Below are 21,384 nucleotides of genomic sequence, written 5' to 3'. Positions count from 1 at the left end.
ATCCCGATTCGAGCGTTCGCCTTTGGCTCTGGCTCCGGCTTTGGCTTAGCTCTGGCCCGGCGCAGCTACTAACTCGCGAGACCAGAGACACCCGAAGGGCGGCGCACATGGACGTGCGCCGGGTGCCACCTTGGGCAGGATGCCCAATGTGGCACCTGCCCGCGCAAGCACCGTACTCGTGGCTTTTGACTCGAAACAGCCCAAAGCCCTTTCTTTGGTTACTTTCTTTGTGGCTTTGGACAAAGAAAGTGACCCGCCGCTCTATGGCGGAAGCGTTTAGCGTTTGATCTTGCTTGTAGCGCTTGATCTTGCTTGAAGCTTCTAAGGAACCTAGCGATTACTGATCGAAACAGCCAGATCTGCGCACTCCCTCCTATCGTCATTCCCGCGAAGGCGGGAATCCAGAGACTTCAAACGTTCTCGCACGAAAGGCCCTGGATTCCCGCGTTCGCGGGAATGACGAGCAAAAAGCGGAAGCCTCAAGCGAGAGCAAGATCAAACGCCTAAAGCTTCCGCCATGGAGCGGCGGGTCACTTTCTTTGTCCAAAGCGACAAAGAAAGTAACCAAAGAAAACGCTTTGGCTGTTTCGAGTCAAAAGCCACGAGTGCGATGCCTGCGCAGGCAGGTCCCACATTGGGCATCCTGCCCAAGGTGGGACCCGGCGCACGTCCATGTGCGCCGCCCTTCGGGTGTCCTTTGGTCTCGCGAGTTAGTAGCTGCGCCGGGCTAGAGCAAAGCAACTGCGTCAGCAACGGCTAGAGCCACAGCAACAGCGGTGGCGAGGTGACGGGAGCGGAACCTGGGCTAGCGGGTTGCTTTGCGATCGGATCGCCACGCGGCAAAAGCAAATCCCCCGGCGCGCACGCATCAGCAAGAAGCAATAGTCCGCAAGCGCCAGCCCCCTTTTTCAAAGGGGGCGAATTGACGTGCTCAAGCGCTCGGGCAAATCAACGCTGCTGAAACCGCGTCAACATTTCCCACGACTGACTCACCGCCGCCGGATCGACCTTGGCATCGGGCAAGGGCTGGTAATTGCGATCCACCACCGTCGCCGCACCGTAGTTGTCGAACAGATAAATCCGGTCGCCCTGACGAATGCCGCGCTGCGACCAGCTCTCCACCAACAGCGGCCGATCCGCTTGCCCCGGCCCGAACAGATCGCGGCCGGTGCTGTAGTCGGCGATGTCGTTGCGGCAGCCCAGGGCGTGCTTCATCACCGTCGGCACGAAATCCTCGTGCGAAGTGGTGTTGGCGATCTTCTGCGCCGGCTTGCCCGGCCAATGCAGCACGAACGGCGTGTGCAATTGATAGTCGGAGAAATTGCCGTTGTGACCCCAATAGTTCTGCTTGAGATCGTTGAACTCTTCGCCGTGATCGCCGGTGATCAGCACCACGGTGTTGTCCGCGAACACGCTGGCCTGCAGCGCGGTCAGGAATTTTCCGATCAGCGAATCGCTGTAATGCGCGGAGGTGCGATAGCGGTTGAAGTCCGGCAGCGGATCGTGGTCCTGGCTGAATTCCAGCGGATTGATCGACTTGGCCATCGGCTGGAACAGCGGCGGATAGCCCTTGGGCATGTAGTAAGGCTGATGGGTCGAATCCATGAACACGAACCCGAAGAAACGCTTGTCGGCCGGCGTGGCGGCGATGTCGCGCTGCAGGTCCTGCAAGATGGCCTGATCGCGCTCGGCGCTCTTGCGCTCGCGCGGGCCGTTGACCAGTTGCTCGCGCACCTCGGAAAACGCGGTGCGATCGAATTCGGGGTTGTACAGCGGCGCGCTGCCATAGATATGCATGGCGTAGCCGTCTTTCTTCATCTGGCCGATGAACGCCGAGCCGCGCTGTTCGGCCAGCATCGGATGCCAATAGCCGCCGGGCAGGCCGTACAGCAGCCCGAACACGCCGAAGCGGGTGGCGTTGCCGGAGCTGTAGTGATCTTCGAACACCTGCGACTGCTGGGCATAACGCCAGGTGTTGGGCATGACCTGCTCGGTCATGACGTCGTGGCGCAGCGATTCGAGCAGGATCACCACCACGTTGAGCTTGGGCGCGGCCTCGCAGTCCAGCGCGCGGCGCGGATAGTTCAGCAGGCCCTGGCCGACGCCGGGCAGGCTCGCCGAGGGATCGCTCTTGACCCCGAAGCGCTGCAGCGAATCCTTCAAGGTGATCGGCTGCGCCCACGGGATGTACGGCAGCTGCGACATGATCGCGCGATCGCCGCGGGCGTCGTAGTAGGCCACCATCGCCTGGCCGAACAGCATCACCGCCAGCGCGATCCACCAGGCCTTGAGGATCTTGACCAGGCCCGGGCGCCGGTTCAGCGCGCGCCACCACAGCCAGGCCAGGGCGATCTCCACCGCCAGCACGCTGGCCACCGCCAGCGCGATCAAGCCCCACACCGTGCCGGAGAACACCACCTGGTCCTGCATGGCGCCGCCGAACACCATGTTGGCGACCATCGCATTGAGGTGGAAGCGGTACAGGGCGAACACCTTCGCGTCGGTGACCAGCAGGCATAGCCACACCGCCTGCAAGACCACCGCCGACACCGTCATCCAGCTCAGCCGCCGGCTGATCCAGCCCAACAGCAGCGGCAGCAGCCCGAGCAGGGCGCCGAAGAAGACGAAATGCCCCGGCAGCGCCAGGGTCAGGAAGAACGCCGCCTTCCAGTGTTCGGCCAGATGGGCGAAGGGGATGTTGAGCGAGGCGATGCCGATGGCCAGCGCGGCGTTGCTCAGGATGAAGCCGGTCAGCCAAGCCAGGGCACGGCGTGCCGGAAAGGCTGGGCGGGCGGCGAGGTCTTCCATGCGCATGGGTTCTCGGCAGCGGTGGTGCGACCGGCGTGCGACACCGGAGTCGGGGGCGCGACTTTAGCCTGGAACAATGCCGCAAGACACCGCCGGAAGACGGGCCGGCCGATCGGGCATGCAGCCCATGGGCCGGCCGTTCAGCCTGGGCTGCCCGGCGGGACGAAACCGGCGCGACCGCGCCGCCACGTGCACAGTAGCGCGCGGCCGTCGGCTTTGAGCGAAGATAGCCGCCTACCCGGAAGAGACACCAACAGGATCCCAACGTGAGTCAGATTCCCACCCTGGACATCCGCCGCTTCGATACCGATCGCGCGGCCTTCGTCGCCGAGCTCGGCGCGGCCTACCGCGAATGGGGCTTCGCCGGCATTCGCGGCCACGGCATCCCGGCCGAGCAGATCGATCAGTCCTACGATCTGTTCAAGCGCTTTTTCGCCTTGCCCGACGAGGTCAAGCGCAAGTACCACGTCCCCGGCGGCGGCGGCGCGCGCGGCTACACCCCGTTCGGCGTGGAAACCGCCAAGGGCGCCAAGCATTTCGACCTGAAGGAGTTCTGGCACGTCGGCCGCGAGATTCCGCGCGACTCCAAGTACGCCTCGGACATGCCGGCCAATCTGTGGCCGGAGGAAATCCCCGAGTTCCGCGAACAGGCCTACGGCCTGTACACCGCGCTCGATAACCTGGGTTCGCGCGTGCTCAGCGCGCTGGCCCTGCATATCGGCCTGCCGGAGAACTACTTCGCGGACAAGACCGATTTCGGCAACTCGATCCTGCGCCCGATCCACTACCCGCCGATCACCGCCGACGACATCCCCAACGTTCGTGCCGGCGCGCACGAGGACATCAACCTGATCACCTTGCTGGTCGGCGCCAGTTCGGAAGGCCTGGAAGTGAAGTCGCACCAGGGCGAGTGGGTGCCGTTCACCGCCGACGCCGACACCATCGTGGTCAACATCGGCGACATGCTGCAGCGCCTGACCAACCACGTGTATCCCTCGACCACCCACCGCGTGGTCAATCCGCCGGGCGCGAAGGCGCGCCAGCCGCGGTATTCGACGCCGTTCTTCCTGCACCCGAATCCGGATTTCCTGATCGACGTGCTGGACTCGACGATCACCCCGGACAATCCCAGCCGCTACCCCGAGCCGATCACCGCGCAGGGCTATCTGGAAGAGCGTCTGCGCGAGATCAAGCTGAAGTAAGCCGCGCCGGATCGGGCGTCGATGCAATCAACGAAGCTGGCCTCGCGCCGGCTTCGTTGCATTCGCCGCCGATGATCGCGGGCGGTTCGCGGCGGGCGGGGCGGCCTAGGCCATCCAGAAGAACACCGCCGCCATGCGCTTGGTCTCCAGCGTGCGGCCCCAGTAGCCGCTGGCGCTGTGGATCAGGTTGGAGCGGTACAGCAACAGGCGGTTGTAGCGGTGCGGGACGACCACGTCCTCGGCGAAGGAATCCGGCGCAACGAAGCGGGTGCCCAACGCCTGCACCAGATTGGCGTGCGGCGGCGACACGGTATTGCCGCCGCGCTGGCCGTTGCCCAGGCGCTGGCGATAGAAGCCGGTGCCGCACTGGTCCGGCACCGAGGGATTGAGGTACAGCACCGCGGCGTAGCGGCACAGCAGGCGCGAGTCGGTATGCGGGCGCGGCTCGCTTTCGTCGATGCCGACCACCTGCACGCAGTTGTGGTTCAAGTACTGGCCTTCGGGCGGCTCGACCACCCACAGCTTCTGCACGCCGGTGACCTGGCGCACGCGCGCCTCGACCAGGGCCAGTTCGTCGTCCTGCAGGCCGGGCGTGGCGCGCAGGCCGGGCCAGCTTTCGGGTTTGTACGGATAGCCTTCGGCCCAGTCGGTCTTGGCCAGGCAGCGCGCGCGCACGGCATCGGGGTCGGGCAGGATGTCGTCCACGACCCAGTAGTCGCGCCCTTGCGTGGGCTTGCGATAGGGCAGGATCGGCAGGCGGGCGGGGTGGGCGATGCGGTTCATCCGCGCACTCTATATCGCGCGGGGTGGGCGAAAACGAGTGCGGCACGCATGAATCCGGGTGCGTTCGCCGTAACGCGTCACCAAACCGGCAAGTGATGCGGTTCGGCACGCTGACTCAGGCCGATGCCGGTCGCAGATACGACGAAGCCGGCCCGAAAGCCGGCTTCGCCTTGAACAAGCGGACGTCCCTGTCCCAGCCCGCGGCATCCTTGGCTGCTGGCCGCGCGGCAGGCCCGTCTCCGGGGCCCGTACTCGATTACCCGATTCGATCCAGGCCACCGTTCCCTCGGCTGCCTTACCGGCGCGCGTGCGTCCTGCGCGCGCGCCGGCGGTGGTTCGCGCCGCGGCGCCGTGAATCGCTTATCGCCGCATCGGCGAATCGGATCCGCGGCGCCGGCCGATCAGCAACCGATCGCCGTGCACAGCGCGACGATGTTGTCGTCGTTGAAGCGCGCGCCGACCCACGCGGTGCCGAAGGCGCCGATGTGCGGGCCGCTGACCACGCTGTTGACCTGATTGCCGGCGCTGGAATTGGGCGTGTAGTTGATCAGCCACGCACCGCCGCTGGCGCCGTAGGTCATGTCGCAACCCTGGACGACGACGTTGGTGCCTTCAGTCGGCGAATCGTAGGTCTGGCCGGCGCAGATGTTGGTGTACTGCGTGCTCAGGTTGCTGGCGTAGCCGTGCGAGTAGGTGTACAGCGAATACGGCTGATTCCAGGCGCGGCCCAGCCAGCCCACGTAGTTGATCACCGGCAGGCCGCTGGTCTGCTCGCCGGTCAGCTTGATCACCGCCACGTCCCAGCGACGGGTGCCGTAGGTGATCCAGTTGGTCGGCACGCGCGCGGTGCTCCAGCCGAACTTGCCGTACGGCGCTTCGCCGTAACGCTCGGCCGGCACGAACACGAAGTTCGAGTTGAAGCCGGCGCCGAAGGTGTACACGCAATGCGCGGCGGTGGTCAGCACCGAATTGCCGCTGGAGACCTGCGCGGTGCAGTACGAACTGGCGCCGCTGGGCGTGGTGAAGTACAGCTTGCCGATCTTGTTCCACGGCGCGGCCTTCCACTGGGTGGTGTAGTAGTTGCCGGGGAAGCGGCTGTAGGCGTAGTGGGCGCCGTCTTTCTCGCCGCCGAGCGCGGAGATCGGCGCGGCCGGCTGGCGCGCGTCCAGCGCTTCGAGCTTGTCCCAGGTGGCGCGGAAGTGATTGCGCGCGAGGTAGTTGCCGAACGCCGGCGCGTTGCCGCCCGGCGCGCTGCCGGCGGTGCGGACCAGCGTGTCGGCCAGTTCCGCCGGGGCGGCCGGCGCGACCTTGGCGTCGCGATCGACCCACACCATCGGCTGCACCGCGGCGCGTTGGCGCGCGCTGGCGAAGGGATGCGCGGCGGCGGTCTTGGCGTTGAGCTGCTGCGACTTGGGGGCGTCGATCGCGGCGATGTCGCCGTGGGGCGTGCGGATGACGGTCTCGCCGGCGACGGCCAGCGCGGCGGTGCACAACAGGGCTACGCCGCCGAGAACGGCGAGCTTGCGGGACAGGCGGGTCGGGGGATTGCGATGCGACTTCATTTTGGAGCTCCTTGAGGTATCGCTTCCATGGGCGATGGGTGGATCGGCGGTGGGAAAACCGTCGCGCGCCTCGATCCAGGCGGCGCGGACGCTGTTTCGACCTTCCGACGACCTCGTTTCGCCTGGATGGGCAGGGCCTGCGCCTTGCGGGCAAGCGACTTCCCATCCCGCGCCACTGCAGGGCGGCGCAAGCGATCGTCTGGTTGTGGATGGACCTGTCGGGCGGTCAACCCCAGGAAACGGGGGTGCAGGCGGGCGCAGGACAGGGGCGGGGCGAAGAAAATCGCCGCGGCGGGGTGTCGAGAGCCGGCGCTGGAGCCGTGGTTATCGGGCGCAAAGCCTGCAGTGGCAAGGGTTTGAGGCCAATGGCCGGCGCCGGGGCAGGGGGCGCGAATGTTTCAAGCGCGATACGCGATTCGAGGGCCTGAAGCCCGAGTTCACGCGGCCGGCGCCTGTGAGAGGGGCGGCTTTTGTGGGAGGGGCTTCAGCCCCGATGCTTTTCTTTCAGGGCCCAAGTAGCAGCGAGGTCGCTGACCGGAAAGCATCGGGGCTGAAGCCCCTCCCACAAAAGCTCAACCCGCGCGCACCTTCACCCCAGCCTCGCTCAGCGCCTCGCGCCAGGCCGCCAGCTTGGCCTGCCCGCGCTGCGAGGCATTGGCCGGGCTGGTCGAGGGCAGCCGCAGCAGGCGCAGGTCCGGCCGCGCCAGCGGCTTGAGCACGAAGCGGCGGAAGCTGTTCTCGGCCTTGGCGCCGTTGAACAACACGGTGCGCACCCGCGGATGGCGGGCCAGGAAGCCGGCGAAATCGTTCGCTACCGCGGTGTCGTCGCGGATCGCCGAATCCAGGCTGCCTTCGCGCTCGCATTGCGCCAGCACGTCCCACAGTGCGATCCCGGCCGCACGCAAGGTCTCGATCCGGCGCTCGTAGTCCAGTTGCGGCCCGGCGCCGATCAACTCGCCCATGATCGGCCAGAACCGGTTCTGCGGATGCGCGTAGTAGCGCCCGGCGCTCAGCGACGCCACGCCGGGCATGCTGCCCAGGATCAGCACCCGCGCCCGCGGCGATTCGATCGGGGCGAAGCTGTGCAGCACGGCGGCGGTCGGTCGGCTCATGCGGCTGTTATGGGGGCTGGGGCGATGCAGGCAAGCAGCGGCGCGCGCGCCAATCCGCCGGCATCGCCCGCGCCCGCGCGAGGCCGATCGCGGCGGCACGCGCACCGGCCGCATTCGCCCGCGCAGCGCCCAGAAGGTAGACTGCGCCGTCTTCGCAACATAGGGATCGCCATGCGCCGCAAGATCGTCGCCGGAAACTGGAAACTGCACGGCAGCCGCGAATTCGCCTTCGCCCTGCTCGATGAAGTCGCGGCGCAGACGCCGCCGGCCGGTGTCGAACGGGTGATCCTGCCGCCGCTGCCGTACCTGGGCGAGCTGGTCGAACACTACGGCGAGCGCGGCCTGAGTTTCGGCGCGCAGGACGTGAGCAGCAACGTCAAGGGCGCCTACACCGGCGAAGTCTCCGCGGCGATGCTCAAGGAAGTCGGCGCGCTCTACGGCCTGGTCGGCCATTCCGAGCGCCGCCAGTACCACGCCGAAAGCAGCCAGCTGGTCGCGCGCAAGTTCGCCGCCGCCAAGGCCGCCGGCCTCACGCCGGTGCTGTGCGTGGGCGAAACCCTGGAAGAGCGCGAAGACGGCAAGACCCAGTGGCGCCTGCAGGAACAGCTCGCGCCGGTGCTGGAACTGGTCGGCGTGCTGGGCCTGGAAGGCGCGGTCCTGGCCTACGAACCGGTCTGGGCGATCGGCACCGGGCGCACCGCCACGCCGGAGCAGGCGCAGGAAGTCCACGCATTCATCCGTAGCGAAATCGCCGCGCACGATGCTAGAATCGCTGGCTCGCTTCCGATTCTGTACGGCGGAAGCGTGAAAGCCGACAACGCCGCCGCGCTGTTTTCCCAGCCCGACGTCGATGGCGGCCTGGTCGGAGGCGCCTCCCTGGTCGCGGCCGATTTCAACGCCATCGCAGCCGCGGCGGCACCCTGATCGCGCGAACCGGCGAACCCCGCCCGTCCGCCGCGGTCGTAACAAGCTCTCCTTAGCGAAGAATCCTCAACGATGCTGTTGTTCCTCAACGTCATCTACGTACTGATCGCGATCGCGATGGTCGCGCTGATCCTGATGCAACGCGGCGCGGGTGCGCAGGCGGGCTCGGGCTTCGGCGGCGGCGCCTCGGCCACGGTGTTCGGTGCTCGCGGTTCGTCCAACTTCCTGTCCAAGGCCACCAAATGGCTGGCGATCGCGTTCTTCGTGATCAGCCTGTTCATGGGTTGGCAGGCCAGCCGCAGCATGGCCGCCGCGACCCCGGGCAAGCCCGATCTCGGCCTTCTCGGCGGCGCCGCGACCCAGCAGGCCGCCAAGCCCGCGCCGGCCGCGACCACGCCCGCCGCTCCGGCGACCGGCGTGCCGTCGGCCCCGGCCAGCGGCGTGCCGCAGGTTCCGGCCGGTCAGGCCGCTCCGGCGACGACGGCTCCGGCCGCGCCCGCCGGGCAGGTTCCGGCCGCTCCGGCCGCCGCTCCGCCCGCGCAGCAAGCGCCGGCGCAGCAGGCGCCGGTCCAGCCGACCGCCCCGGCAAAACAGCCGGCTACTGGCGGCTGAGATAAACAGGTTAAAATAGAGTTTCAGCCTCGCCCGGATGGCGGGGCCGGTCAGCGATGACCAGTCGGCTTCGAGACGATTACGAAGCCGGAGCCAGGATGGCGTGGTTGGTAGCAGTGCCCAGATGGCGGAATTGGTAGACGCACTACCTTGAGGTGGTAGCGACTTAGGTCGTGGGGGTTCGAGTCCCCCTTTGGGCACCACATCCATCCCGACGCAGTAATCCCCAGCTCCAAGCAATTCGCAACTCGCACCACGGTACGCAGGTGCGGCACGCACGGCGGGCCGCGCCGCGTGTCCAAACGACTGGGCGCAAGTGGCGCCAAGCCAAGGTCGCGGAAACGCGCCCATGTAGCCGAACAAGTAGCCGAGAGAACACCGCGTGCTGGCCGAATACCTGCCGACTCTGCTGTTCCTGATCGTCGCCGGTGGTATCGGCGTCGCCCTGTTGGTAGTAGGTAATGTGCTCGGGCCCAAGCGCCCGACCGCGGAGAAACTGTCTCCCTACGAATGCGGCTTCGAAGCCTTCGAAGACGCGCGCATGCAATTCGACGTGCGCTACTACCTGATCGCCATCCAGTTCATCATCTTCGACCTGGAAATCATCTTCATCGTGCCCTGGGCCACCGTGTTCCGAGATCTCGGCGTGGTCGGCCTGATCGAAATGGGCATTTTCGCCAGCATGCTCCTGCTCGGCTTCGTTTACGTCTGGAAGAAGGGAGCGCTCGAATGGGAGTGATCCAAACCGTCAGCGACACCGTCTCGGGTCTGATGCACAACCCGATTCCGGAAGGCCGCCTCGACGACATCCTGCGCCCGGAAGGCGAAAACCCGCTGCTGCAGCAGGGCTTCGTCACCACCAACCTGGACACGCTGTGGAATTGGGCGCGTACCGGGTCGATGTGGCCGATGACCTTCGGTCTGGCCTGCTGCGCGGTCGAGATGATGCACGCCGGCGCCTCGCGCCTGGACCTGGACCGTTACGGCGTGGTGTTCCGCCCGTCGCCGCGCCAGTCCGACGTGATGATCGTCGCCGGCACCCTGGTCAACAAGATGGCCCCGGCGTTGCGCAAGGTCTACGACCAGATGCCCGACCCGAAGTGGGTGATCTCGATGGGCAGCTGCGCCAACGGCGGCGGCTACTACCATTACTCCTACGCCGTGGTGCGCGGCTGCGACCGCGTGGTTCCGGTCGATGTCTACGTGCCCGGCTGCCCGCCGACCGCCGAAGCGCTGGTCTACGGCATCCTGCAATTGCAGCGCAAGATCCGCCGCGGCACCAACTTCGGCGAACACAAGCAGGGCGTGCGCGAATGAGCGCCGCCCCTCTTGCCCAGCGCCTGAGCGATCGCTTCGCCGGCGCTTCGGTCATCGTGGCCGAGCCGCGCGGTGAAATCACCCTTGAAGTCGCGCCGACGCAGTGGCTCGCCGCCGCGCTCGCGCTGCGCGACGAGTTCGGCTTCGAACAATGCGTCGATGTCAGCGGCGTGGATTACCTGAGCTACGGCAGCGACGAGTGGGACACCGACGTGTCCTCGGAAGGTTTCTCGCGCGGCGTGGAAGGCAAGAGCGCCGGCCGCTTCCGTTGGGGCGAGTCGCCCAACGGCGCGGAAGATTCCAAGCCCGCGCGCCGTTTCGCCGCGGTCGCGCATCTGCTGTCGTGCCAGCACAACCAGCGCGTGCGGCTTAAAACCTTCGCAGATAATGACGACCTGCCGGTGGTCGGTTCTCTGAGCGGCATCTGGCCGGGCGTCAATTGGTTCGAACGTGAAGCCTTCGACCTGTACGGCATCATTTTCGAAGGCCATCCGGACCTGCGCCGCATCCTCACCGATTACGGTTTCGTCGGCCATCCGTTCCGCAAGGACTTCCCGCTGATCGGCAACGTCGAAGTTCGCTACGACGCCGAAAAGCGCCGTGTGGTTTACGAACCGGTGTCGATCGAACCCCGCGTCGGCGTGCCGCGCGTGATCCGCGACGACGCGCGCTACCAGACCGCCCAGGGCGAGACGGCTCAGCGCGACGCACAGCGCGAGGTGAAGTGATGAGCAACCCCGCCAGCGACATGCCGTTGATCAACCTCAACACCTCCGGCCTCAACAACGCCGAGATCCGCAACTACACCTTCAACTTCGGTCCCCAGCATCCTGCCGCGCACGGCGTGCTGCGCCTGATCCTGGAGATGGACGGCGAAGTGGTGCAGCGCGCCGATCCGCATATCGGCCTGTTGCATCGCGGTACCGAGAAGCTGGTCGAGTCCAAGCCGTTCAATCAGTCGATCGGCTACATGGATCGCCTGGACTACGTGTCGATGATGTGCAACGAGCACGCTTACGTGCGCGCGATCGAGACCCTGCTGGGAATCGAGGCGCCGCAGCGCGCCCAGTACATCCGCACCTTGTTCGACGAAATCACCCGCATCCTCAATCACCTGATGTGGATCGGCTCCAACGCGCTCGACCTGGGCGCGATGGCGGTGTTCCTGTACGCCTTCCGCGAACGCGAAGAGCTGATGGACTGCTACGAGGCGGTCTCCGGCGCGCGCATGCACGCGGCGTACTACCGTCCCGGCGGCGTCTACCGCGACCTGCCGGACCGGATGCCGCAGTACAAGGAATCGCCGTGGAAGAAGGGCGCCGGCCTCAAGCGCTTCAACGCCTGGCGCGAAGGCTCGATGCTCGATTATCTCGACGCCTTCGCCGACGACTTCCCCAAGCGCGTGGACGAATACGAAACGCTGCTGACCGATAACCGCATCTGGAAGCAGCGCACCGTCGGCATCGGCGTGATCTCGCCCGAGCAGGCCCTGGCCTGGGGCATGACCGGACCGATGATCCGCGGCTCGGGCATCGCCTGGGATCTGCGCAAGAAGCAGCCCTACGCCAAGTACGCGGAAGTCGATTTCGACATCCCGGTCGGCGTCAACGGCGACTGCTACGACCGTTACCTGGTGCGCGTGGCGGAAATGCGCGAATCCACCCGCATCATCAAGCAATGCGTGAAGTGGCTGCGGGTCAATCCCGGCCCCGTGATCGTCGACAACTTCAAGGTCGCCCCGCCCAAGCGCGAGGAGATGAAGGACGACATGGAAGCCTTGATCCATCACTTCAAGTTGTTCTCGGAAGGCTACTGCGTGCCGGCCGGCGAGACCTACGCGGCAGTGGAAGCGCCCAAGGGCGAATTCGGCTGCTACCTGGTCTCCGACGGCGCCAACAAGCCGTTCCGCTGCAAGCTGCGCGCGCCGGGCTTCGCCCACTTGTCGTCGATGGACGAAGTCGTCCGCGGCCACATGCTGGCCGACGTGGTGGCGATGATCGGTACCTACGACATCGTGTTCGGCGAGATCGACCGGTGAAGCCGGGAATCGGGAACAGGGACTCGGGAATGGGCAATGCCAAGGCTGCGCGAGATCGCGCCGGGCGACGCTCGATCCAGATGTCTTCAGTTCCTGCTCTCCGCTCCCACCGATTCCCGATTCCCTATTCCCGATTCCCGGCTTTACCCCTATGAAAGCGACAGGCAATTTCGAGGCCGCACAGCACGTCGATCCGATGGTTGCACTGTCGGACAAGACGCGCGCGCACATCGACCACTGGCTGGCCAAGTTTCCGCCCGACCGCAAGCGTTCGGCGGTGCTGCAAGGCCTGCACGCCGCGCAGGAGCAGAACGACGGCTGGCTGACCGACGAGCTGATCGCCGCGGTCGCCAAGTACCTGAGCCTGCCGCCGGTGTGGGCGTACGAGGTGGCGAGCTTCTATTCGATGTTCGAGACGCAGAAAGTCGGCCGCAACAACGTCGCCTTCTGCACCAACATCAGCTGCTGGCTCAACGGCGCCGAGCAGCTGGTCGCGCATGCCGAAAAGAAGCTGGGCTGCAAGCTCGGCGAATCCACCCCCGACGGCCGCGTCTTCCTCAAGCGCGAGGAAGAATGCCTGGCCGCGTGCTGCGGCGCGCCGGTGGTCGTCGTCAACGGTCATTACCACGAGAAGCTCGACGCGACGAAAGTCGACGAGCTGCTCGATGGTTTGAAGTGAGGTCGGGCGAGATGGCGCACGGTCACCACGATTATTCCCAGGGCTACGGCCCGGTCGGCCCGGCTCCGCAGGAGCATCAGGTCGTCTACACGACGTTGCACTATGAAACGCCGTGGTCGTACGAAAACTATTTGAAGACCGGCGGCTACAGCGCGCTGCGCAAGATCCTGACCGAGAAGACCGACCCGTCGGTGATCATCGACACGGTCAAGGGCTCGGGCCTGCGCGGCCGCGGCGGCGCGGGCTTCCCGACCGGCCTGAAGTGGAGCTTCATGCCCAAGGGCAGCGGCACCCAGAAGTACATCCTGTGCAACTCGGACGAATCCGAGCCGGGCACCGCCAAGGACCGCGACATCCTGCGCTTCAACCCGCATTCTGTGGTCGAAGGCATGGCGATCGCCTGCTACGCCACCGGTTCCACCGTCGCCTACAACTATCTGCGCGGCGAATTCCATCATGAGCCGTTCGAGCATTTCGAGCAGGCGCTGAAGGAAGCCTACGAGAACGGCTGGCTGGGCAAGAACGTGCTCGGCAGCGGCGTGGACATCGACATCTACGGCGCGCTCGGCGCCGGCGCCTACATCTGCGGCGAAGAAACCGCGTTGATGGAATCGCTGGAAGGCAAGAAGGGCCAGCCGCGCTACAAGCCGCCGTTCCCGGCCAATTTCGGCCTGTACGGCAAGCCGACCACGATCAACAACACCGAGACCTACGCCTCGGTGCCGGCGATCATGCGCAACGGCGCGGAGTGGTTCTTGAACCTGGGCAAGCCCAACAACGGCGGCCCGAAAATCTTCTCCGTGTCCGGCCACGTCGCCAACCCGGGCAACTTCGAAATCCGCCTGGGCACGCCGTTCGCCGACCTGCTGCAGATGGCCGGCGGCATGCGCGGCGGCAAGAAGCTCAAGGCGGTGATCCCCGGCGGATCGTCGATGAAGGTGTTGCCGGCCGAGCAGATGATGGCCTGCACGATGGACTACGACTCGCTGCAGAAGGCCGGTTCCGGCCTGGGCTCGGGCGCGGTCATCGTGATGGACGAGACCACCTGCATGGTCCGCGCCTGCCAGCGCATCGCCCGGTTCTATTTCAAGGAAAGCTGCGGCCAGTGCACGCCGTGCCGCGAAGGCACCGGCTGGATGTACCGCATGCTGACCCGCATCGCCGAAAAGCAGGCGACCCTGGAAGACCTGCAGATGCTACGTGCCGCCGCGGGCCAAATCGAAGGCCACACCATCTGCGCGTTCGGCGAAGCCGCCGCGTGGCCGGTGCAGGGCTTCCTGCATCATTTCTGGGACGAGTTCGAATACGCGATCGTCAATAAGCGATTCCTGGTGGACGATCAGGCCGCGGGCACCGTGGTCGAGAAGAAGGTGGCGGCATGAGTGCGCAACCGGTAAACCCGAATCTTCCGCCCGACCACGTCACCGTCTTCATTGACGGCGTCGAGATGGCCGCGCCGAAGGGTTCGATGATCATCCAGGCCGCCGACAAGGCCGGCATCCCGATCCCGCGTTTTTGCTATCACGACAAGCTGGCGATCGCGGCGAACTGCCGCATGTGCCTGGTCGAAGTCGAGAAGATGCCCAAGCCGGCGCCGGCCTGCGCCACGCCGGTGATGGACGGCATGAAGGTCATCACGCGCAGCGAGAAGTCGCTGAAGTCGCAGCGCAACGTGATGGAATTCCTGCTGGTCAACCATCCGCTGGACTGCCCGATCTGCGATCAGGGCGGCGAGTGCGAACTGCAAGACCTGTCGATGGGCTACGGCCGCTCGGTCAGCCGCTTCTCCGAGCGCAAGCGCGTGGTGCCCGACGAGGACATCGGCCCGCTGGTCGCCACCGAGATGACGCGCTGCATCCAGTGCACCCGCTGCGTGCGCTTCACCGCGGAAATCGCCGGCACCTATGAGCTCGGCGGCATGTACCGCGGCGAGAACCTGCAGATCGGCACCTTCGACGGCAAGCCGCTGACCACCGAGCTGTCCGGCAACGTCATCGACGTGTGCCCGGTCGGCGCGCTGACCAACAAGGTGTTCCAGTTCAAGGCGCGTCCGTGGGAACTGACCGCGCGCGAATCGCTGGGCTACCACGACGCGCTCGGCAGCAATCTGTTCCTGCACACCCGCCGCGGCGATGTGTTGCGCACCGTGCCGCGCGACAACGAAGCGGTCAACGAGTGCTGGCTGTCGGACCGCGACCGTTATTCGCACCAGGGCCTGTACGCGGAAGACCGCGCCCAGCGTCCGCTGGTGAAGGACAACGGCGAATGGCGCGAAGCGAGCTGGGACGAAGCGCTCAGCCGCGCGGCCAAGATCCTGCGCGACAACGGCGGCGACAGCCTCGGCGTGCTCGCCCATCCGGCGACCTCGAACGAAGAAGGCGAGCTGCTGGCGCGCCTGGCCCAGGCCGCGGGCACCGGCAACATCGATCACCGCATTTCCCAGCACGACCTGTCCGATGCCGCGATCGCGGAAACCTTCGCCATGTCGGTCGCCGAGATTGAGAAGGCGGACGTGGTGGTGATCGTCGGCTCCAACCTGCGCCAGGAACTGCCGCTGGTGCATCAGCGCGTGCGCAAGGCCTGGACCCGTGGCGCCAAGGTGCACGTGGTCAATCCGGTCGATTTCGATTTCACCTTCGACATCGCCGGCAAGCGCATCGTCGCGCCGTCGCAGCTGGCGGCCGCGCTGGGCGATGAAGCGCTGCGCGAGATCGCCAAGGCCGGCAACCACGTCGCATTGATCCTCGGCGCGGTGGCCGAGAACGGCCCCTACGCGGCGGCGATCCGCGCCGCGGCGACGTCGTTCGCGCAAGCCACCGGTGCCAAACTGTGCCGCATTCCGCAGGGCGCCAACGCGGTGGGCCTGGCCCGCCACGGCGTGCTGCCGAGCGCGCGCGACGCCCGCGCCATGCTCACCGACGCGCGCGGCGCTTATATCATCTACGGCATCGAGCCGGGCCTGGACTTCGCCGACACCGAAAGCGCGTTGCGCGCGCTCGGCGCGGCGCAGGTGGTGGCCTTCAGCCATTACGCCTGCCGTTCGACCAAGGCCGTCGCCGACGTGATCCTGCCGATCGGCCTGCTGCCCGAAGTCGATGCCACCCTGACCAATCTCGACGGCCTGTCGCAGGTCGCAACCGCGGGCGGCAAGCTGCCGGGCTCGGCGCGCGCCGGCTGGCGCGTGCTGCGCGCGCTCGGCGGCGAGCTGGGCGCGAACGGTTTCGAGTTCACCGATCTGGCCGGCCTGCGCAGCGGCATCGTGCCGCGCGAGGTCTCGCCGGCCGCGAGCTTGGCGCCGAGCGTGGCGGGCGAGGGCCTGGAAGTCGCGGTGTCCACCGCGATCTACCGCAGCGACGCCACCGTGCGCCGCGCTCCGGCCCTGCAATCGCATCCCTTGAACCAGGAACCGCGCGCGGTGCTCAACTCCAAGGACGCCGCGGCGCTGGGTTTGGGCGATGGTGCGGTCGGCAAGTTCAGCGCGGGCGCCGGCACGGCGACGTTGCCAGTCGCGATCAGCGACAAGGTCGCGCCGGGCACGGTGTGGATCGAAAGCGGGCATGGCGCGACCGCGCCGCTCGGCGCCGGCCGCGTGCAGGCGGGGAGGGCTTAAGCCATGGCGGACGGAATGTTCTTCACCCAGGTCGTCGATCCGGCGCGCGAGTTCTTCCTGTCGTTCGGCATGGCCGGCGCGGTGGCGTGGATCGTGCTCAAGATCCTGTTGATCGCCATGCCGGTGATCATCAGCGTGGCCTTCTACGTGGTCTGGGAGCGCAAGCTGATCGGCTGGATGCACGTGCGCCGCGGTCCGATGTACGTCGGCATGGGCATCCTGCAAGCCTTCGCCGACGTGTTCAAACTGCTGTTCAAGGAAGTGATCCAGCCGGCCAAGGCCGAGTCGTTCCTGTACAAGCTCGCGCCGCTGCTGACCCTGGCGCCGGCGTTCGCGGCGTGGGCGGTGGTGCCGTTCGACGCCAAGGCGGTGCTGTCCAACGCCAACGCCGGCCTGCTGTATCTGCTGGCGATGACCTCGCTGGGCGTGTACGGCATCATCCTCGCCGGCTGGGCGTCGAACTCCAAGTACGCCTTCCTGGGCGCGATGCGCGCCGCGGCGCAAGTGGTGTCGTACGAAATCGCCATGGGCTTCGCCATGGTCGGCGTGATGGTCGGCGCCGGCAGCCTCAACCTCACCGACATCGTGATGGCGCAGTCCGGCAACGCCGGCGCCTTCGAGTGGTTCGCGCTGCCGATGCTGCCGCTGTTCGTGGTGTATTTCATCTCCGGCGTGGCCGAGACCAACCGCGCGCCGTTCGACGTGGTCGAAGGCGAGTCGGAAATCGTCGCCGGTCACATGGTCGAGTATTCGGGTTCGGCGTTCGCGCTGTTCTTCCTGTCCGAATACGCCAACATGATCCTGATCAGCTTCCTGACCTCGATCTTCTTCCTCGGCGGTTGGCTGAGCCCGTTCCAGGGCCTGGGCATTCCGTTCCTGTCGGTCGATGGCTGGTGGTGGCTGTTCGCGAAGGTGTTCTTCTTCGCCAGCTGCTTCATCTGGTTCCGCGCTTCGTTCCCGCGCTACCGCTACGACCAAATCATGCGCTTGGGTTGGAAGGTGTTCATTCCGCTCACCATCGCCTGGATCTGCGTGGTCGCCGTGATGGCGTACTACAAAGTGTTTCTGCCGGGCGCGTAAGGACAGGCATCCCACGACATGAATCGCATCGTTTCCTACTTCAAAAGCCTGCTCCTGATCGAGCTTGCGCAGGGCCTTGGGCTGACGCTCAAGTACCTGTTCAAGCCCAAGTACACGCTGATGTACCCGATGGAGAAGACGCCGCAGTCGCCGCGTTTCCGCGGCATCCACGCGCTGCGCCGTTATCCCAACGGCGAAGAGCGCTGCATCGCCTGCAAGCTGTGCGAGGCGGTGTGCCCGGCGCTGGCGATCACCATCGACTCGGAAAAGCGCGCCGACGGCACCCGCCGCACCACGCGTTACGACATCGATCTGTTCAAGTGCATCTTCTGCGGTTTCTGCGAAGAATCGTGTCCGGTGGACTCGATCGTGGAAACGCATATCCACGAATACCACTTCGACCAGCGCGGACAGAACATCGTCAACAAGCAGCAGCTGCTGGCCATCGGCGACCGTCTCGAAACCGAGATCGCCGAGCGCCGCGCTGCCGACGCCGCCTTCCGCTGAGTATTTGATATGGATCTCGCCCAGATCGCCTTCTTCGTCTTCGCCGCCGCGGCCACGCTGTCCGCGGTGGCTGTGATCAGCGTCAAGAACCCGGTCCACGCCGCGCTCAGCCTGGTGCTGACGTTCTTCTCCGTCGCCTGCGTGTGGATCATCGCCGGAGCCGAGTTCCTCGGCGTGGCCCTGATCCTGGTCTACGTCGGCGCGGTCATGGTGCTGTTCCTGTTCGTGGTGATGATGCTCGACATCGACGTCGCGCCCTTGCGCGAAGGCTACGTCCGCTACCTGCCGGTCGGCCTGCTGGTGGCGATCGTCATGCTGGTGGAGATGCTGACCCTGATCGGGGTCAAGGCCAGCGTGGTCTCGCCGCTGACCGCCGATGCCTCGGGCGGCTCGAATACCAAATGGTTGGCCACCGCGCTGTTCACCGACTTCCTGCTGCCGTTCGAGATCGCCGCGGTGATCCTGACGGTGGCGGTGATCGCCGCGGTGATGCTGACCTTGCGTCGCCGTCCCGGCGCCAAGCACCAGAACCCGGGCGAGCAGTCGCGCGTTCGCGCCAGCGACCGTGTCCGCTTGATCAAGATGGATGCGGTGAAGCCGGCGGCGCCCGTCGTGCCCGCCGAAGCCGCGCCGCAGGAGGCCAAGCCGTGAGCGAATTCTTCGGGTCGGGTCTGGCCCTGGGCCACTATCTGGCGCTGGGCGCGGTGCTGTTCTGCATCAGCGTCGCCGGCATTTTCCTCAATCGCAAGAACGTGATCGTGCTGCTGATGTCGATCGAGCTGATGCTGCTCGCGGTCAACATCAACTTCGTCGCCTTCTCGCGTCAGCTGGCCGATCCGGCCGGTCAGGTGTTCGTGTTCTTCATCCTGACCGTCGCCGCCGCCGAGGCCGCCATCGGCCTGGCGATCCTGGTCACGCTGTTCCGCAACCGGCGCACGATCAACGTCGCTGAAATCGACACGATGAAGGGCTGACCGGCATGCAACCCGTCGTAATTTCCAAGACCATCCTGCTCGCCGTCGTGCTCGCGCCGCTGCTCGGCGCGATCGTCGCCGGCCTGTTCGGACGCAGGGTCGGCCGCGCCGGCGCCCACACCATCACGATTCTCGGCGTCGCCGCCAGCTGCGCGATGTCGATGTACGTGCTTTGGCAGCTCGTGGGGCAGGGCGCCGCGCCGTTCAACGAGAACGTCTACACCTGGTTCCAGATCGGCAGCTACGAGGCCCACATCGGCTTCATGATCGACAAGCTGACCGCGATGATGATGGTGGTCGTCACCTTCGTCTCGCTGCTGGTGCACATCTACACCATCGGCTACATGGCCGACGACGACGGTTACCAGCGCTTCTTCAGCTACATCTCGCTGTTCACCTTCTCCATGCTCATGCTGGTCATGAGCAACAACTTCCTGCAGCTGTTCTTCGGCTGGGAAGCGGTGGGCCTGGTGTCGTACCTGCTGATCGGTTTCTGGTTCAAGAAGCCGACCGCGGTGTTCGCCAACATGAAGGCTTTCCTGGTCAACCGCGTCGGCGACTTCGGCTTCCTGCTGGGCATCTGCGGCGTGTTGTGGCTGGTGGGCTCGCTCGACTACGGCACCGTGTTCGCCAACGCAAGTTCCGCGCTGGTCGGCAAGACCGTGCCGATCCTGGGCGGCAGCATCACCTTGTTCGGCAATACCTGGACCTACCTGAGCGAGCCGATCGCCTGGTCGGCGCCGACGGTGATCTGCATCTGTCTGTTCATCGGCGCCATGGGCAAGTCGGCGCAGGTGCCGCTGCACGTGTGGCTGCCCGACTCGATGGAAGGCCCGACCCCGATCTCGGCGCTGATCCACGCCGCGACGATGGTGACCGCGGGCATCTTCATGGTCGCGCGCATGTCGCCGCTGTTCGAGCTGTCGCAGACCGCGCTCAACTTCGTGCTGTTCATCGGCGCCACCACCGCGTTCTGGACCGGCCTGATCGGCATCGTGCAGAACGACATCAAGCGCGTGGTCGCGTATTCGACCCTGTCGCAGCTGGGCTACATGACCGTCGCGCTCGGCGTGTCGGCGTACTCGGCCGCGGTGTATCACCTGATGACCCACGCCTTCTTCAAGGCGCTGCTGTTCCTGGCCGCGGGCTCGGTGATCATCGGCATGCACCACGAGCAGGACATGCGCAAGATGGGCGGCCTGCGCAAGTACATGCCGATCACCTACTGGACCAGTTTGCTCGGTACTCTGGCCTTGGTGGGCACTCCGTTCTTCGCCGGTTTCTATTCGAAGGACACCATCATCGAAGCCGCCGCGCATGCCGCGCACGGCGAGCACGCGACCTGGGTCTCGCAGTACGCCTACTGGGCGGTGTTGCTGGGCGCCTTCGTCACCGCGTTCTACAGCTTCCGCCTGCTGTATATGACCTTCCACGGCAAGGAGCGTTTCCGCGACGCGCATGCCGATCATGGTCATGACGCGCACGCTCACGACGAGCATGCGCACGACAGCCACGCCAAGCACGATGATCACGCCCACGACGACCACGGTCATCACGGCGCGCACGAGCCGCACGAGTCGCCGTGGGTGGTGACGGTGCCGCTGGTGCTGCTGGCGATTCCGTCGGTGCTGATCGGCTTCTTCACCGCCGGCCCGATGCTGTTCGGCACCGACTGGCTCGGTCACCACAAGCAACTGCCGTTCTTCCTCGGCGCGATCGATCTGTCGGCGGCGCGCGACACCATCGCCCAGGTCGGCGAAGAAGCCTGGCACGGCCCGATCAAGTTCGCCCTGCACGGTTTCACCGCGCCGGCGTTCTGGCTGGCCTTCGCCGGCTTCGCCCTGGCCACGGTCATGTACCTGTGGAAGCCGGAATTGCCGGCCAAGGCGGCCAAGCTGTTCAAGCTGCCGATCCGCATCCTGGAAAACAAGTACGGCATGGACAATCTCTGGATCGACGGCTTCGCCGGCGGCGGCGTCAAGCTCGGCAAGGCCTCGCGCGCGATCGACAGCCACGTCATCGACGGTGTGGTGGTCAACGGCAGCGCCAGCCTGGTCGGCTTCATCGCCAACCTGACGCGCCGCGTCCAGTCCGGCTATCTCTACCACTACGCCTTCGCGATGATCATCGGCCTGATTGTTCTGCTCGCCGTCGTCATCCGGTTCTGGCACTAATT

The 21,384-nt window shown here is 65.9% G+C and carries 19 protein-coding genes and 1 tRNA gene; 16 read left to right on the top strand and 4 right to left on the bottom strand.

The annotated features are described in order from the left end of the window. Nucleotides 1–948: 948 nt before the first annotated feature. Nucleotides 949–2,814, bottom strand: coding sequence for a DUF3413 domain-containing protein (locus AB4Y92_RS01560; protein WP_441818037.1), 1,866 nt, complete (start codon nucleotides 2,812–2,814; stop codon nucleotides 949–951). Nucleotides 2,815–3,074: 260 nt separating this feature from the next. Here AB4Y92_RS01560 and AB4Y92_RS01555 point away from each other — a divergent pair, with 260 nt between their 5' ends. Beyond that, nucleotides 3,075–4,010, top strand: coding sequence for an isopenicillin N synthase family dioxygenase (locus AB4Y92_RS01555; RefSeq protein WP_215060871.1), 936 nt, complete (start codon nucleotides 3,075–3,077; stop codon nucleotides 4,008–4,010). A 105-nt stretch (nucleotides 4,011–4,115) separates the two neighbouring features. On the opposite strand, the gene AB4Y92_RS01550 is transcribed toward AB4Y92_RS01555, so the two are convergent. From AB4Y92_RS01550 to AB4Y92_RS01540, 3 genes are all read right to left on the bottom strand, one after another. Next, nucleotides 4,116–4,793 (bottom strand): DUF6445 family protein, encoded by a 678-nt coding sequence (locus AB4Y92_RS01550; RefSeq protein ID WP_441818036.1) that lies wholly within the window; start codon nucleotides 4,791–4,793, stop codon nucleotides 4,116–4,118. A 401-nt stretch (nucleotides 4,794–5,194) separates the two neighbouring features. Then, nucleotides 5,195–6,355, bottom strand: coding sequence for a trypsin-like serine peptidase (locus AB4Y92_RS01545; protein WP_441818035.1), 1,161 nt, complete (start codon nucleotides 6,353–6,355; stop codon nucleotides 5,195–5,197). A 572-nt stretch (nucleotides 6,356–6,927) separates the two neighbouring features. Then, nucleotides 6,928–7,467, bottom strand: a complete 540-nt coding sequence (locus tag AB4Y92_RS01540) for a DNA-deoxyinosine glycosylase (protein ID WP_441818034.1) — start codon at nucleotides 7,465–7,467, stop codon at nucleotides 6,928–6,930. Nucleotides 7,468–7,638: 171 nt separating this feature from the next. On the opposite strand from AB4Y92_RS01540, the gene tpiA reads away from it, so the two are divergent. The 15 genes from tpiA (at nucleotide 7,639) to nuoL (ending at nucleotide 21,382) form a co-directional block, all read left to right on the top strand. Beyond that, nucleotides 7,639–8,391 carry a triose-phosphate isomerase gene (gene tpiA, locus AB4Y92_RS01535; protein WP_441818033.1) on the top strand — a complete coding sequence of 251 codons (753 nt, stop codon included), beginning with the start codon at nucleotides 7,639–7,641 and terminating at the stop codon, nucleotides 8,389–8,391. A gap of 72 nt (nucleotides 8,392–8,463) precedes the next feature. After that, nucleotides 8,464–9,003, top strand: a complete 540-nt coding sequence (secG, locus tag AB4Y92_RS01530) for a preprotein translocase subunit SecG (RefSeq protein WP_441818032.1) — start codon at nucleotides 8,464–8,466, stop codon at nucleotides 9,001–9,003. A 118-nt stretch (nucleotides 9,004–9,121) separates the two neighbouring features. Beyond that, nucleotides 9,122–9,206, top strand: a tRNA-Leu gene (locus tag AB4Y92_RS01525). A gap of 179 nt (nucleotides 9,207–9,385) precedes the next feature. Continuing rightward, nucleotides 9,386–9,742 (top strand): NADH-quinone oxidoreductase subunit A, encoded by a 357-nt coding sequence (locus AB4Y92_RS01520; RefSeq protein ID WP_057942707.1) that lies wholly within the window; start codon nucleotides 9,386–9,388, stop codon nucleotides 9,740–9,742. Further along, a complete protein-coding gene (locus AB4Y92_RS01515) occupies nucleotides 9,733–10,320 on the top strand; it encodes a NuoB/complex I 20 kDa subunit family protein (RefSeq protein ID WP_057942708.1) in 588 nt (195 codons plus the stop codon). Before AB4Y92_RS01520 ends, AB4Y92_RS01515 begins: the two co-directional genes overlap by 10 nt. Continuing rightward, nucleotides 10,317–11,048, top strand: coding sequence for an NADH-quinone oxidoreductase subunit C (locus AB4Y92_RS01510; protein ID WP_441818031.1), 732 nt, complete (start codon nucleotides 10,317–10,319; stop codon nucleotides 11,046–11,048). The genes AB4Y92_RS01515 and AB4Y92_RS01510 overlap by 4 nt, the downstream gene beginning before the upstream one ends. Before the next feature lie 20 nt (nucleotides 11,049–11,068). Continuing rightward, nucleotides 11,069–12,358 carry an NADH-quinone oxidoreductase subunit D gene (locus tag AB4Y92_RS01505; protein ID WP_441818268.1) on the top strand — a complete coding sequence of 430 codons (1,290 nt, stop codon included), beginning with the start codon at nucleotides 11,069–11,071 and terminating at the stop codon, nucleotides 12,356–12,358. 151 nt (nucleotides 12,359–12,509) lie between these two features. Next, a complete protein-coding gene (gene nuoE / locus AB4Y92_RS01500) occupies nucleotides 12,510–13,037 on the top strand; it encodes an NADH-quinone oxidoreductase subunit NuoE (RefSeq protein WP_441818030.1) in 528 nt (175 codons plus the stop codon). Between the two features lie 11 nt (nucleotides 13,038–13,048). Beyond that, complete coding sequence (gene nuoF / locus AB4Y92_RS01495; RefSeq protein ID WP_441818029.1) at nucleotides 13,049–14,419, top strand: NADH-quinone oxidoreductase subunit NuoF; 1,371 nt, start codon at nucleotides 13,049–13,051, stop codon at nucleotides 14,417–14,419. After that, nucleotides 14,416–16,647 (top strand): NADH-quinone oxidoreductase subunit NuoG, encoded by a 2,232-nt coding sequence (gene nuoG, locus AB4Y92_RS01490; RefSeq protein ID WP_441818028.1) that lies wholly within the window; start codon nucleotides 14,416–14,418, stop codon nucleotides 16,645–16,647. The genes nuoF and nuoG overlap by 4 nt, the downstream gene beginning before the upstream one ends. 15 nt (nucleotides 16,648–16,662) lie before the next feature. Beyond that, nucleotides 16,663–17,727: an NADH-quinone oxidoreductase subunit NuoH gene (gene nuoH / locus AB4Y92_RS01485; RefSeq protein ID WP_441818267.1), complete on the top strand. Its 1,065-nt coding sequence runs from the start codon at nucleotides 16,663–16,665 to the stop codon at nucleotides 17,725–17,727. Nucleotides 17,728–17,745: 18 nt separating this feature from the next. Then, on the top strand, nucleotides 17,746–18,234 hold the full coding sequence (gene nuoI / locus AB4Y92_RS01480) for an NADH-quinone oxidoreductase subunit NuoI (RefSeq protein ID WP_441818027.1): 489 nt from the start codon (nucleotides 17,746–17,748) through the stop codon (nucleotides 18,232–18,234). Between the two features lie 9 nt (nucleotides 18,235–18,243). Beyond that, entirely contained in the window at nucleotides 18,244–18,885 is a 642-nt protein-coding gene (locus AB4Y92_RS01475) for an NADH-quinone oxidoreductase subunit J (protein ID WP_441818026.1), read from the top strand. A gap of 20 nt (nucleotides 18,886–18,905) precedes the next feature. Further along, nucleotides 18,906–19,208 (top strand): NADH-quinone oxidoreductase subunit NuoK, encoded by a 303-nt coding sequence (gene nuoK, locus AB4Y92_RS01470; protein ID WP_056176675.1) that lies wholly within the window; start codon nucleotides 18,906–18,908, stop codon nucleotides 19,206–19,208. A 5-nt stretch (nucleotides 19,209–19,213) separates the two neighbouring features. After that, a complete protein-coding gene (gene nuoL, locus AB4Y92_RS01465; protein WP_441818025.1) occupies nucleotides 19,214–21,382 on the top strand; it encodes an NADH-quinone oxidoreductase subunit L in 2,169 nt (722 codons plus the stop codon). The last annotated feature ends 2 nt before the right edge of the window (nucleotides 21,383–21,384 follow it).

This window comes from Lysobacter sp. TAB13 (genome assembly GCF_052113885.1).
Taxonomy (GTDB): Bacteria; Pseudomonadota; Gammaproteobacteria; order Xanthomonadales; family Xanthomonadaceae; genus Lysobacter; species Lysobacter gummosus.
Note: the sequence above shows the minus strand (reverse complement) of the source record. Positions and strands in the feature narration are given on the sequence as shown.